The following is a 12551-nucleotide window of genomic DNA, read 5'->3' as shown; positions in this document are numbered from 1 at the left end:
CACTCTCCTCCCGAACACAGAACGGCCGGCTTCGGGCGATTCCTCGTGCAGTGAGTCCAGCCAGCTCACTGCACGAGAAGCCGATATCCCCCGAGACCGGCCGAGCAAAGCGCAATGCATACTAATCACCAACGGTAGCCAACTGACCACATGCCCCGTCGATGTCGCTTCCGCGGGTGTCCCGGATGGTCACCGGAACACCCCGTTCCTGCAGCGCGGCGACGAACGCCGCCTCGTGCTCCGGGCGCGACGCGGTCCACTTCGAACCCGGCGTCGGGTTCAGCGGGATCGGGTTGACGTGCACCCAGCCGCGGCCACGCTCGTTGAGCAGCTTCCCGAGCAGGTCACCGCGCCACGCGTGATCGTTGATCTCGCGGATCAACGCGTATTCGATGGACACCCGGCGCCCGGTCTTCTCGAAGTAGGCCCGGGCGGAGTCGAGCGCCTCGCCGACCTTCCAGCGAGTGTTCACCGGCACCAGCTCGTCGCGCAGTTCGTCGTCGGGCGCGTGCAGCGACAGCGCCAGCCGCACGCCGAGGTTCTCGGCGGCCAGCTTGTCGATGGCCGGCACCAGCCCGACGGTGGACACCGTGACGCCGCGCCGGCCGATGCCCAGCCCTGACGGCGCGGGGTCGGTCATGCGGCGCACGGCGGTGACGACGGCCTTGTAGTTGGCCAGCGGCTCGCCCATGCCCATGAAGACGACGTTGGTGACCCGTCCGGTTCCCCCGGCGATCTCGCCGTCGGCCAGCATGCGTTCCGCCGCCACGACCTGTTCGATGATCTCGGCCGCCGACATGTTCCGCGTCAGGCCCTGCTGCCCGGTGGCGCAGAACGGGCAGTTCATGCCGCAGCCGGCCTGGCTCGACACGCACAGCGTGACGCGCGGCCGGTCGCCGGTGTAGCGCATGAGCACGCTCTCGACCAGCGCGCCGTCGAACAGCCGCCACAGCGTCTTGCGGGTGGTGCCGCCGTCGGTCTCGAGGTGGCGCACCGCGGTGGTCAGCGTCGGCAGCATGGTCGCCGCCAGCGTGTCGCGCACGGCCGCAGGGACGTCCGTCATCTGCGCGGGATCGTTGACGTGGCGGGCGAAGTAATGCCGGGAGAGCTGATCGGCCCGGAAGGGCTGCTCACCGAGCTCGGCGACCGCCTGGCGGCGAGCATCGACATCGAGGTCGGCGAGATGGCGGGGCGGCTTGCCACGCCGGGCGGGAACGAGCGTGAGCTCACCGGGTCTGGGCATGATGGCGACCATTGTCCCACGTTCGGTGCCGTGATGACGTATGTCGAGGTCGGGGTCGGCCGATCGGCCGGTGCGGTCACCGGCCGATCAGCCCGGCTCGGGATCCGGCTGGTGCGGCCCGCGGAACAGGCGAGGCACCGGGACGAGGTCGAACCGCCCTGGAGACGCGCCGAACGTGCGCCGGCCGGGCGATCCGCCCCGCGTCGAGTACTGCGAAGCCCTTGCCGTCAGGCCGTGACGACGTACTCGAGCACCAGCCACACCAGCGGCGCCGTCGGCAGCAGGGAGTCGAGGCGATCCATCAGGCCGCCGTGGCCGGGCAGCAGCTGACTCATGTCCTTGATGCCGAGGTCACGCTTGATCAGCGACTCCCCCAGATCGCCCAGCGTGGCGCCGACGACGCCGGTGACGCCGAGCACGACGCCGGTCCACCAGGGCGCGTCGAACGCGTACACCGCCACCGGGACGGCCACGCCGATGCCGAGGATCAGCGAGCCGCCGAACCCCTCCCACGACTTCTTCGGGCTGACGCTCGGCGCCATGGGATGTCGTCCGGCCAGCACGCCGGCCAGCAGGCCGCCGGTGTCGGACGCCACCACGACGACGAGCAGCGCGAACACCCACCAGGCGCCGTCGTCGGGCCGCAGCATGAGCATGGCGAACCCGGCGAGGAACGGCACGTAGACGGTGGTGAAGATGCCCGCCGACACGTCGCGCAGGTAGCCCGGGCGGGGGTCGCCCAGGCGCCAGGCACAGACCGCGGCCACCGTGAGACCGAGGCCCACCAGCAGCGGCGAGCCGCCGCCGAGGTAGGCGCCGACCAGCATGAGCACGGTGCCCAGCACCACCGGGACCACCGGGACCTGGATCGCCCGCCCGCCCAGCGCCGTCGCCAGCTCCCAGACCGCGACGACCATGACGATGACGACGAACCCGGCGAACGCCTGTTCCAGCAGGAACAGCGTACTGAGCACGACCGCGCCCAGGCCGAGCCCGACCAGCGTCGCGGCCCGCAGGTCGCGACCGGCCCGCCCGTGCCGGCGTGACCTGCTGCCCGGCGCTCCGTCCGTCATCACCACGTGTGTACTCGCCGGCACCCTCAGACCTCGAGGAGCTCGGCTTCCTTGTGCTTGAGCAGGTCGTCGATCTGCTCGACGTAGGTCTTCGTCACCGTCTCCAGCTGCTTCTCGGCGCGCACGGCGTCGTCCTCGCCGACCTCGCCGTCGCGGGCCAGCTTGTCGAGCGTCTCCTTGGCGTGGCGGCGCACGCTGCGGATGGACACCTTGGCGCCCTCGGCCTTCTCACGGGCCAGCTTGATGTACTCGCGGCGCCGCTCCTCGGTGAGCACGGGCAGCACGACGCGCAGGAGGTTGCCGTCGTTGGTGGGGTTGACGCCGAGGTCGGAGTCGCGGATGGCCCGCTCGATGGCCCCGAGCGAGCCCTTGTCGTAGGGCTGCACGGTGATCATGCGGGCGTCGGCGACGTGGAACGACGCGAGCTGGTTGACCGGGGTCGGCGCACCGTAGTAGTCGACCACGATCTTGTTGAACAGCGACGGATGGGCCCGGCCGGTGCGGATGGAGGCGAAGTCCTCCTTGCCGACCGATACGGCCTTCTCCATCTTCTCCTCGGCCTCGAGGAGGGTCTCGTCGATCACCACTACTCCTTCGCTTGCTGTGTGGCGACGATCCTAGAGGACCGCCCGGGCGCTGCCGTGCGTTCAGCCCTCGACGACCGTCTCGATGTTCGACGCGACCAAGGTACCGATCCGCTCGCCGCGGATGGCGCGCGCGATGCCGTTCGGCTCGCCGAGCCCGAACACCACGATCGGCAGCTGGTTGTCCATGCACAGGCTGAAGGCGGCGGGGTCGGCGACGTTGAGCCGCTGCCGCAGGACGTCGGCGTAGGTGATGCTGCTGTACTTGCGGGCCGTGGGGTCCTTGCGGGGGTCGGCCTCGTAGACGCCGTCGACGCCGTTCTTGCCCATCAGAAGCCGATCACAGCCGATCTCCAAGGCCCGCTGCGCGGCGACCGTGTCGGTGGTGAAATACGGCATTCCGGCGCCGGCGCCGAAGATGACGACGCGGCCCTTCTCCAGGTGCCGGGCGGCGCGGCGCGGGATGTACGGCTCCGCGACCTGGCCCATGGTGATGGCCGTCTGCACTCGGGTGTCGACGTCGAGGTGCTCGAGGAAGTCCTGCAGCGCCAGGCAGTTCATGACGGTGCCCAGCATGCCCATGTAGTCGCCGCGGGCGCGGTCCATGCCGTGATGCTGCAGCTCGGCGCCGCGGAAGAAGTTGCCGCCGCCGACGACCACGGCGACCTGGACGCCGTCCTTGACGACGACCTCGGCGATCTGGCCGGCGATGCCCTTGACCACCTCGGGGTCGACGCCGACGGCGCCGCCGCCGAAGACCTCGCCGGACAGCTTCAGCAGCACCCGGGTGGGGCGCGGCGCGGCCGGTTGCCCGGCCTCGGGGGCGCCCGAGGCCGGCACCGGTGCGGTTCCGTCTGTCTCCGTCACGGTGCCGGCCTCCTGTGCGTCGAGATGGGCGTGTCCTGGGATCGCCGGGCCGTCAGGCCTCGAGGCGCACGATCCGCTGGACCGTGACGCCGGCGTCGGCCAGCACCGCGCCGACCGACTTCTTCGACTCCTTCACCGACGGCTGGTCGACCAGCACGGTCTCCTTGAAGAAGCCGTTGACCCGGCCCTCGATGATCTTCGGCAGCGCCTGCTCGGGCTTGCCCTCCTCGCGGGCGGTGGCCTCGGCGATGCGACGCTCGTTCTCGACGACGTCCGTGGGGACCTCGTCGCGGGTGGCGTAGGTGGCCTTCAGCGCGACGACCTGCATGGCGGCGTCGCGGGCGGCCTGCTGGGCGCCCTCGGAGCCGTTGGAGGTGTACACGACGAACGAACCCACCTGCGGCGGCAGGTCGGCGGCGCGCTTGTGCAGGTAGGTGGCGAACTCGCCCTCGACGACGGCCACGCCGCCGATCTCGAGCTTCTCGCCCATGACCGCGGCGGCGGCGTCGACGGCCTCGCCGACCTTGCGGCCGTCGGCCAGCGGGGCGCCCAGCAGCGCGTCGACGTCGGCCGGCTTGGCCTCGGCCGCGGCGGCGACGATGTCGGCCGCGAGCTTCTGGAAGTCCTCGTTCTTCGCGACGAAGTCGGTCTCGCAGGCCAGGACGATCATGGCCGGGCCGTTGGCCGCGACCAGGCCGTTGGCCGTGGTGCGCTCGGCGCTGCGCTTGGCGGCCTTGGCCGCACCCTTGATGCGCAGCGTCTCGATGGCCTGGTCGAAGTCGCCGCCGGTCTCCTCCAGCGCCTTCTTCGCGTCCATCATGCCCGCACCGGTGGCATCGCGCAGCCGCTTGACGTCGGCCGCAGTGACGTTCGGCATCCTCACACTTCTCTCTTCATCGTTCGCTGGCGTGGTCTGGGGTTGGCCCGGGCGGAGGTCCGCCCGGGCCGGGGATGATCGTCAGGCCTGCTGAGCGGCCGGCTCCTCGGCCGGAGCCTCGGCCGGCGCCTCAGCCTCGAGGGCCGTCTCGGCCTCGGGGGCCGTCTCGGCCTCCGGGGCCGGCGCGGTCTCAGGAGCCGGCGCGGCCTCGGCGGCCTCGGGAGCCGGCGCGGCCTCGGCGGCCGGAGCCTCGGCCTCGGCAGCAGCGACCTCGGTGGCCGGAGCCTCGGCGGCAGCGGGCGCCTCGGGCTGCGACTGCAGCAGCTCCTTCTCCCACTCGGCCAGCGGCTCGTCGGAGGCCAGCTCGGCGCCCTCGGGGGCCTCGCCACGCTGCCCGGACCGGCCCAGCAGGCCGTCGGCGACGGAGTCGGCGACGACGCGGGTCAGCAGGCTGACCGCGCGGATGGCGTCGTCGTTGCCCGGGATCGGGTAGTCGACCTCGTCGGGGTCGCAGTTGGTGTCGAGGATGGCCACGATCGGGATGCCGAGCTTGCGCGCCTCGTCGACGGCGAGGTGCTCCTTCTTGGTGTCGACGATCCACACCGCGCTGGGCACCTTGGCCATGTTGCGCACGCCGCCGAGGGTGCGCTCGAGCTTGTCCTTCTCACGCTTGCGCATGAGAAGCTCCTTCTTCGTCAGACCGGAGCCGGCGACGTCGTCGAAGTCGAGCTCCTCGAGCTCCTTGAGCCGCTGCAGCCGCTTGTTGACGGTCTGGAAGTTCGTCAGCATGCCGCCCAGCCACCGCTCGGTGACGAAGGGCATGTTGACGCGGGTGGCCTGCTCGCGCACGGCCTCCTGGGCCTGCTTCTTCGTGCCGACGAAGAGCACCGTGCCACCGTGGGCGACGGTCTCCTTGACGAACTCGTAGGCGCGGTCGATGTAGGACAGCGACTGCTGCAGGTCGATGATGTAGATGCCGTTGCGCTCGGTGAAGATGAAGCGCTTCATCTTCGGGTTCCAGCGGCGGGTCTGGTGCCCGAAGTGCACGCCGCTCTCGAGCAGCTGGCGCATGGTGACGACGGCCATGGCCTCGTCCCCTCCTCTCGCGCCGGCGCGATGACTCGCACTCCGGCACGCTCGTTCCGGTTCATCGCGACGGTGGTCGGCCGCCGCGCCTGGTGCCCACCGGCCTACCGCCACCCGCCGTCCGCTTCTTCTCGCGCAGACGTCAGGACCGACGACGAAGACCGTGCTCAGGGCACGCGAATTTGACCCAGGGAAACTGGGCCGCTCACCAGTGTACGGGACGGCGGCCCTCCGCCTCCAATGACCAGCGGATCGGGCCGCCGGTGCTTGCTCATGCCCCCGATGCCGCGCCCACCGTGCCGGTCGCCACGCTGCCGGCGATCCGACGCCGCCCTCGGCGGACTTCGCGTCGGCGCGGGTGCGGTCGATCGCGCCGACGGGCTGCGGTGTCGGCTCGACCCGCTGGTTGGCTGGGCGGCTCGGTTGGCTGGTGCGCTCGTGTGCCGGGTTCGTGCCGTTCGCCGTCCCCCTGCCGCACGTTTTCTCAGCCGCAACCGCGACCAACCCACGTGCGCCATCGCCCCGATCCGCACAACGCCACTGTCGACACGGCGACGCCCGGCGACCGCGAAATCCACCACTCCAGGGGACGGCACCCGGCGATGATCATCAACCATCGCTCACATCATGAGGCGTTCTCCCGCTGCACGAGGCATGCATGCCTGGTGGAGCGGGAGAACGCCTCATGATGTGGTGTGTGAACCCGTGTTCACGAGCAGTGGGTGTCGTCAGAAGGCACGTCGTGAGCCGTCTCGTGATCACCATGGCGCGCGTCGACGGCAGCGATCGTGCGGCGGATCGGCGAACTGACCCCCGGCTGACTGCTCGGCGTTCACCGCGGGTTCACGGTCGTGCGCTTGGCTGTCGGGCGTGCTCCCCGCCCACCCGTTCGGCCCGCCCCTGGTCGCCACGCTCAGCACCGACGGCGAGCAGGTCACGCTGCAGTGGGTCGCGGCCGAGGACGACTGGGTGTCGCTGGGCGAGCACGTCGGCGCGTTCGACGTGCCCGGCGCGGACACTCTGACCGGGGCCGAGCTGCTGGCCCGCTCCCCCGGCGTCGCCGACTACCTGCTCGAGCGCCTGACGGTCGGCCAGGACGGGGCGGCCTGCGCGGGCCGGGTCGACGCCGTCGACCCGCTGGGCGAGGGCGCTCGGCTGGTGTACGAGTGCGCCGGGCCGGTCACCGAGGTGGAGCTGACGGTGTCGGCGCTGACGGACATCAACGAGAGCTACCGGACCGTGGTGTCGACGGAGGGGTCGTCGGCGCAGACGCTGTTCACCGCCGACACCGCGACGCAGCCATGGGACTTCACGGCCGGCGACGGGACGTCGTCGGCGCTGCCGCTGCTGGTCGCGGTCGGGGCGCTGGTGCTCGTCGGCGCCGTCGCCGGACTGCTGTGGTGGCGGCGCACGGCGGCCCGCGCGGCCGCGACCGGAGGCGACGCCGCCGCTCACTCCGTCGAGCCGGAGCCCGTCACCGGTCCGTGACGCCGTGCAGGTGGCAGGCCGCGGCCTGCTCCGGCCCGGTCGGCTGCAGCACGGGGTCGTGGTCCGGGCACGCCTCGAACGCCTTCGGGCAGCGGGTCCGGAACCGGCAGCCCGACGGCGGATCGGCCGGGCTGGGCACGTCGCCGCTCAGCACGATCCGCTGCCGCGTCCGCTCCCGGGTCGGGTCCGGCACCGGGACGGCCGACACCAGCGCCTCCGTGTAGGGGTGCGCCGGCGTGCCGGACACCGACGTCCCGGCGCCGAGCTCGACGACCCGGCCCAGGTACATGACGGCGACACGGTCGGCCACCTGCCGCACGGCCGCGAGGTCGTGCGAGACGAACAGGTAGGTGAGCCCGAACTCGCGCTGCAGCCGGACCAGCAGATTCACCACCTGCGCCTGCACGGACACGTCGAGCGAGGCGATCGGCTCGTCGCACACGACGAACTCTGGCTCGCCCGCCAGCGCCCGCGCGATGCCGACCCGCTGCCGCTGCCCGCCGGAGAACTCGTGCGGGTACCGGGCGCCGTGGTCCGGGTTCAGCCCGACGACCTCCATCAGCTCGCCGACGCGGGCCCGCCGCGCCGCTCGCCCCTTGTGCAGGCCGTGGATGGCCAGCGGCTCGCCGATCGACTCGGCGACGGTGCGCCGCGGATCCAGCGACGCGTACGGGTCCTGGAAGATCATCGCCGTACGCCGGCGCAGCGCCCGCAGCTCGCGCCGTCCGGCCGCCGTCACATCCAGGCCGTCGAACTCCACCAGCCCGTCCGTCGGCTCGACCAGCCGCAGCAGTGCGTTCCCGAGCGTCGACTTGCCACACCCGGACTCGCCCACCAGCCCCAGTGTCTCGCCGCGGCGGACCTCGAGATCGACGCCGTCGACGGCGCGCACCGGGCCGAACCGCACCTGCAGCCCGGACGCCCGCACCAGCACGTCGCTCATCGCGCCACCTCCTCCGCGTAGAACGTGGCCGCTCGGTGCTCGGCGGCGCTGCCCGGCACCGGGGCCAGCTGCGGCGGCTCGGTCGCGCAGCGAGCGTCGGCGCGGACCGGGCAGCGCGGGTGGAACGCACAACCGGGCGGCAGAGCGGCCGGATCCGGCGGCAGGCCCGGCATCGTCACCAACTCGTCGCGTTCGCGCGCCGGCCGCGGGTCGTCGACCACCGGCAGCGCCCCGAGCAGACCTCGCGTGTACGGGTGCGCGGGCCGGCCGAAGAGCTCGCCGACGGCGCCCTCCTCGACGCACCGCCCGGCGTACATGACGACGACGTGGTCGGCGATGCCGGCGACGACGCCGAGGTCGTGGGTGATCCACACGACGCCCATGCCGTGCTCGTCCTGCAGCCGCTCGATCAGCTCCAGGATCTGCGCCTGGACGGTGACGTCGAGCGCCGTCGTGGCCTCGTCGGCGATCAGCACCTTCGGGTTGCCGGCCAGCGCGATCGCGATCATCACCCGCTGGCGCATGCCGCCGGACAGCTGGTGCGGGTATGCGCGCAGGCGGCCGGCCGCGTCGGGGATGCCGACCTCGGTGAGCAGCTCCGCGGCGCGAGAACGGACGCCGTCGTCGGACACCTTCTCGTGCGCCCGCAGCGCCTCGCCGATCTGCCGCTCGATGGTCAGCACGGGGTTGAGCGAGGTCATCGGGTCCTGGAAGACCACGCCGATGCCGGCACCGCGGATCCGTCGCAGCTCCTCCTCGGAGCGGCCGATCAGCTCGGCGCCGTCGAAGGTCGCGCTGCCGCGGACGTCGGCGGTGCCGGGCAGCAGGCCGAGCAGCGCGAGCGAGCTGACGCTCTTGCCCGAGCCGGACTCGCCGACGACGGCGAGCGTGCGGCCCGGGTGCAGCTCGAACGAGAGCCCGTTGACGACGCGGGCCGGGCGGCGGCGGGTGCGGAAGGCGACGTGCAGGTCGTCGACGGTGAGCAGCGCACTCATGCCGTCACCCCCGTTCCGGCCATCGCCTGGCGTTGCCGCGGGTCGAGCACGTCGCGCAGCGCGTCGCCGAGCACGTTGAACGCGAGCACCGTCACGAAGATCGCGAGGCCCGGGAAGACCGCCATCCACCAGGCCTGTTCGACGAAGCCGCGACCCTCGGCGAGCATCCGGCCCCACGACGGGTCCGGCGGCTGCGTGCCGAGGCCGACGAAGCTCAGCGCCGCCTCGGAGAGGATCGCGAACGCCAGGCTGATCGACGTCTGGACGATGATCGGCGCGGTCACGTTCGGCAGCACGTGCCGGCCGATGATGCGCAGGTCGCCGGCGCCGGCCGAGCGGGCCGCCTTCACGTAGACCTCCTCGCGGACGCTGAGCACGCTGGCCCGCGTGATGCGGGCGAAGATCGGGGTGTAGACGATGCCGATCGCGATCATCGCGTTGGTCGAGCCGGGGCCGAGGATCGCCAGGACGGCGATCGCCATGAGCATCGCCGGGAATGCGAACAGCACGTCCGACAGCCGCATGAGCACGTCGTCGACCCAGCGGCCGTAGTAGCCCGCCAGCAGGCCGATCAGCACGCCGGCGACCAGCGAGATCCCGACGGCGACGGCACCGACGCGCAGCGAGACCTCCGCGCCCAGGATCACCCGCGACAGCACGTCGCGGCCCAGTTCGTCCGTGCCGAACCAGTGGTCCGCGCTCGGCGCCTGCAGGCGGTTGGAGACGTCGGTGCCGGTCGCGTCGTGGGGGGCGAGCTGCTCACCGAGGAACGCCGTCACGATCAGGACGAGCAGCACGGCCGCCGCCACGATCGCCGTCGGGCCGCGGAACAGCAGCCGCAGCGTCTCACCGGCCCTCATCGTGCGCTCCTGTAGGTGATGCGCGGATCCAGCCGCGCGTATGCGAGGTCCACCACCAGGTTGACCAGCAGGAAGATGACGGCGAACAGCAGTACGGCGCCCTGCAGCACCGGGTAGTCGCGCGACTCGACCGCCTGGAACGCCAGCTGCCCGAGCCCCGGCCAGGCGAACACGTACTCGACGACGACCACGCCGGACAGCAGGTAGGCCAGCTGCACGCCGCCCACCGTCACCAGCGGAACCAGCGCGTTGCGCAGCACGTGCCACGTCAGCACGTCGCGGGCGCGCATGCCCTTCGCCCGGGCGGTCCGCACGTGGTCCTGGCCGAGCGACTCCAGGACCGACGAGCGGACGAACCGGGTGAGGATCGCACCGCTGGACACGCCCGCCGTGATCGCCGGGAGGATGAGGTGCCGGGCCCACTCGACCGGGTCCTCCGTCAGCGGGACGTAGCCGGCCGACGGCAGCCAGCCCAGCGTCCCGGCGAACACCAGGATCAGCATGATGCCCAGCCAGAAGTCCGGGACACTCAGCCCCGCCTGGCTGGACAGGCTGGCGAACCAGTCGACCGGCTTGCGCGGGTTGAGCGCGGACAGGGTACCCAGCGGGATGGCGATCAGCAGCGCCACGATGATCGCGGCGACGGCGAGACTCAGCGTCGCGGGGACGCGCTCCAGGATCAGCGACAGCACCGTCTCGCCGCTGCGGAAGCTGACCCCGAAGTCGCCGACGGCCGCGTTGCCGATCCAGGTGACGAACTGCACCGGCACCGGGTCGTCCAGGCCGGCGCGGTCGCGCAGCGCCTGGTACGTCTCCGGGTCGGCCTGCTGGCCGAGCGCGGCGCGGATCGGGTCGCCCGGCACCAGCTGCATGATCGCGAAGACCAGCACGCTGACGCCGAGCAGCACCGCGACCGACTGCGCCAGCCGTCGCAGCGCGTACCGTGTCACTCCGGCAGCCTCACGGTCTCGAAGTTGATCGCCTTGTCCGCGCGGATCTCGTAGCCCTCGATGCCCGGCGCCCACGCCTGCACGACGTCGGGGTTGTACAGGTACAGGTAGCTGACGTCGTCGACGATCAGCTCCGCCGCCTGGTCGTACAGCGCCTTGCGGGCGTCCTGGTCGGTCTCGCCCGCCGCGCTCTGCAGCAGCGAGTCGACCTCGGGGTTGCAGTAACCCTGGAAGTTCGACGTGCCCTCGCAGACGTGCTGCGCGTGATAGAAGCCGAACGGGTCCAGGTTGCCCAGCCAGCCGAGCAGGAACGCGTCGTAGTCGCCGGCGGCCTGGCGGTCCAGCCAGGTGGCGAACGCCTCCTGCTCGATGCCGATCTCGACGCCGACCTCGGCCAGCTGCGCCTGGATGACCTGCGCCGCCTGGACGGTCTCCGGGTACTCGTCGGTGACCATGAGGGCCATGGGCTGGGGGCTCTGGGCCGCCGTCTGTTCGATGAGCTGGGTGGCCTGATCGGGGTCGTGCTCGAACGGGGCGTACTCGTGGAACCAGCGGCTCTGCTCCGGGATCGCCGTCTGGTTCGTCGTCGCCGCGCCGAAGCGGGCCGCCTCCGTCACCTCGTCGCGGTCGATGCCGAACGCGACGCCGCGGCGGAAGTCGCGGTTGTCGAACGGCGGCTTCGTCTGGTTCATCGCGAGGTACCAGTAGTCGACGCTCGGGGTGACGCCCAGCTCGACCTGCTCGTCGTCCCGCAGGCCCTCGATGTCCTGCGGCGGGACGTTGTCCGTCCAGTGCACGTCGCCGGAGCGCAGCGCCGTCAGCGCCGCGGCCGGTTCGCTGACGTACTGGAACTCGACGCCGTCGACGAGGGCCGGGTCGCCCCAGTAGTCGTCGTAGCGGGCCAGCGTGACGCCGTTGGCGCCGGCGTCCTCGAGGGTGAACGGGCCGGTGCCGACGGCCGTGGTCGCCAGGTCGGTGGCTTCGGCGGCGCCCTCGGGGATGATCGACATGCCCTTGAAGCCGCCGATGTTGTCCAGCAGCGCGGGCGTGGGTTCGGTGAGCGTGATCGTCACCGTCTGCGGATCGGTCGCCTCGACGCTCGCCACGCTGGCGAACCGGTAGGCGTTCGCCAGCTGCTCGTCGATGATGCGGTTGTACGAGTAGACGACGTCGGCGGAGTCGAACGCGCTGCCGTCGTGGAACGTGACGCCCTCGCGGAGGGTGAACGTCCAGGTGAGGCCGTCGTCGCTGGTGGTCCACTCGGTCGCGAGGCTGGGCTGGAACTCCCCCTCCGCGTCCGGGACGACGAGGGTGTCGTAGACGTTCTCGAGCACCTGGAAGCTGGCGTAGGCCTGAGTCTTGTGCGGGTCGAACTGGTCCGGCTGCGCCGAGATCGCGGCGACGAGGGTGCCCCCGTCGCCGCTTTGGCCGTCGCCTTGATCGTCACCGCCCTGGCCGCCGCCGGAGCCCTGCGGATCGTCCAGATCGACGTCGTCCCCGCCACCACATCCCGCGCTGACCAGCGCGATCGCCGCGAGAGCGACCGCATGACCACGGACCTTTCCACGATTCATATCAGCACCCA

At 71.7% G+C, this 12551-nt stretch carries 12 protein-coding genes; 1 reads left to right on the top strand and 11 read right to left on the bottom strand.

What is annotated here, in order from left to right:
• Positions 1 to 121: 121 nt before the first annotated feature.
• The 6 genes from rlmN to rpsB all read right to left on the bottom strand — a co-directional run bounded on the left by rlmN (position 122) and on the right by rpsB (position 5730).
• Complete coding sequence (rlmN, locus tag DZA62_RS07510; protein WP_116948596.1) at positions 122 to 1243, bottom strand: 23S rRNA (adenine(2503)-C(2))-methyltransferase RlmN; 1122 nt, start codon at positions 1241 to 1243, stop codon at positions 122 to 124.
• 227 nt (positions 1244 to 1470) lie between these two features.
• On the bottom strand, positions 1471 to 2316 hold the full coding sequence (locus DZA62_RS07505; protein ID WP_116948257.1) for a phosphatidate cytidylyltransferase: 846 nt from the start codon (positions 2314 to 2316) through the stop codon (positions 1471 to 1473).
• 26 nt (positions 2317 to 2342) lie between these two features.
• Positions 2343 to 2900 (bottom strand): ribosome recycling factor, encoded by a 558-nt coding sequence (gene frr, locus DZA62_RS07500; protein ID WP_116948595.1) that lies wholly within the window; start codon positions 2898 to 2900, stop codon positions 2343 to 2345.
• 63 nt (positions 2901 to 2963) lie between these two features.
• Positions 2964 to 3767: a UMP kinase gene (gene pyrH, locus DZA62_RS07495; RefSeq protein ID WP_269813855.1), complete on the bottom strand. Its 804-nt coding sequence runs from the start codon at positions 3765 to 3767 to the stop codon at positions 2964 to 2966.
• A 52-nt stretch (positions 3768 to 3819) separates the two neighbouring features.
• Complete coding sequence (gene tsf, locus DZA62_RS07490; protein ID WP_116948255.1) at positions 3820 to 4644, bottom strand: translation elongation factor Ts; 825 nt, start codon at positions 4642 to 4644, stop codon at positions 3820 to 3822.
• A gap of 81 nt (positions 4645 to 4725) precedes the next feature.
• Positions 4726 to 5730: a 30S ribosomal protein S2 gene (gene rpsB, locus DZA62_RS07485; protein WP_116948254.1), complete on the bottom strand. Its 1005-nt coding sequence runs from the start codon at positions 5728 to 5730 to the stop codon at positions 4726 to 4728.
• 870 nt (positions 5731 to 6600) lie between these two features.
• Between rpsB and DZA62_RS07480 the strand changes: the two genes are divergently transcribed.
• Positions 6601 to 7218 (top strand): hypothetical protein, encoded by a 618-nt coding sequence (locus DZA62_RS07480; protein WP_116948253.1) that lies wholly within the window; start codon positions 6601 to 6603, stop codon positions 7216 to 7218.
• Here the strand turns inward: DZA62_RS07480 and DZA62_RS07475 are convergent.
• From DZA62_RS07475 to DZA62_RS07455, 5 genes are read right to left on the bottom strand one after another with little or no spacing between them, the layout of a single operon-like run.
• A complete protein-coding gene (locus tag DZA62_RS07475) occupies positions 7205 to 8161 on the bottom strand; it encodes an ABC transporter ATP-binding protein (protein ID WP_116948252.1) in 957 nt (318 codons plus the stop codon). The genes DZA62_RS07480 and DZA62_RS07475 overlap by 14 nt on opposite strands.
• Complete coding sequence (locus tag DZA62_RS07470; protein WP_116948251.1) at positions 8158 to 9156, bottom strand: ABC transporter ATP-binding protein; 999 nt, start codon at positions 9154 to 9156, stop codon at positions 8158 to 8160. The genes DZA62_RS07475 and DZA62_RS07470 overlap by 4 nt, the downstream gene beginning before the upstream one ends.
• Positions 9153 to 10016: an ABC transporter permease gene (locus DZA62_RS07465; RefSeq protein ID WP_116948250.1), complete on the bottom strand. Its 864-nt coding sequence runs from the start codon at positions 10014 to 10016 to the stop codon at positions 9153 to 9155. The genes DZA62_RS07470 and DZA62_RS07465 overlap by 4 nt, the downstream gene beginning before the upstream one ends.
• A complete protein-coding gene (locus tag DZA62_RS07460; RefSeq protein WP_116948249.1) occupies positions 10013 to 10966 on the bottom strand; it encodes an ABC transporter permease in 954 nt (317 codons plus the stop codon). Before DZA62_RS07460 ends, DZA62_RS07465 begins: the two co-directional genes overlap by 4 nt.
• Complete coding sequence (locus DZA62_RS07455) at positions 10963 to 12540, bottom strand: ABC transporter substrate-binding protein (protein ID WP_116948248.1); 1578 nt, start codon at positions 12538 to 12540, stop codon at positions 10963 to 10965. The genes DZA62_RS07460 and DZA62_RS07455 overlap by 4 nt, the downstream gene beginning before the upstream one ends.
• Positions 12541 to 12551: the final 11 nt, after the last annotated feature.

This window comes from Jiangella endophytica (assembly GCF_003427025.1).
GTDB lineage: Bacteria > Actinomycetota > Actinomycetes > Jiangellales > Jiangellaceae > Jiangella > Jiangella endophytica.
Note: the sequence above shows the minus strand (reverse complement) of the source record. Positions and strands in the feature narration are given on the sequence as shown.

What these genes read in the sequence shown, in the direction of transcription:
- DZA62_RS07505 (WP_116948257.1), bottom strand. Translation starts at nt 2,316, where the DNA reads ATGACGGACGGAGCGCCGGGCAGCAGGTCACGCCGGCACGGGCGGGCC.
- tsf (WP_116948255.1), bottom strand. Translation starts at nt 4,644, where the DNA reads ATGCCGAACGTCACTGCGGCCGACGTCAAGCGGCTGCGCGATGCCACC.
- DZA62_RS07465 (WP_116948250.1), bottom strand. Translation starts at nt 10,016, where the DNA reads ATGAGGGCCGGTGAGACGCTGCGGCTGCTGTTCCGCGGCCCGACGGCG.
- DZA62_RS07475 (WP_116948252.1), bottom strand. Translation starts at nt 8,161, where the DNA reads ATGAGCGACGTGCTGGTGCGGGCGTCCGGGCTGCAGGTGCGGTTCGGC.
- DZA62_RS07470 (WP_116948251.1), bottom strand. Translation starts at nt 9,156, where the DNA reads ATGAGTGCGCTGCTCACCGTCGACGACCTGCACGTCGCCTTCCGCACC.
- rlmN (WP_116948596.1), bottom strand. Translation starts at nt 1,243, where the DNA reads ATGCCCAGACCCGGTGAGCTCACGCTCGTTCCCGCCCGGCGTGGCAAG.
- DZA62_RS07455 (WP_116948248.1), bottom strand. Translation starts at nt 12,540, where the DNA reads ATGAATCGTGGAAAGGTCCGTGGTCATGCGGTCGCTCTCGCGGCGATC.
- rpsB (WP_116948254.1), bottom strand. Translation starts at nt 5,730, where the DNA reads ATGGCCGTCGTCACCATGCGCCAGCTGCTCGAGAGCGGCGTGCACTTC.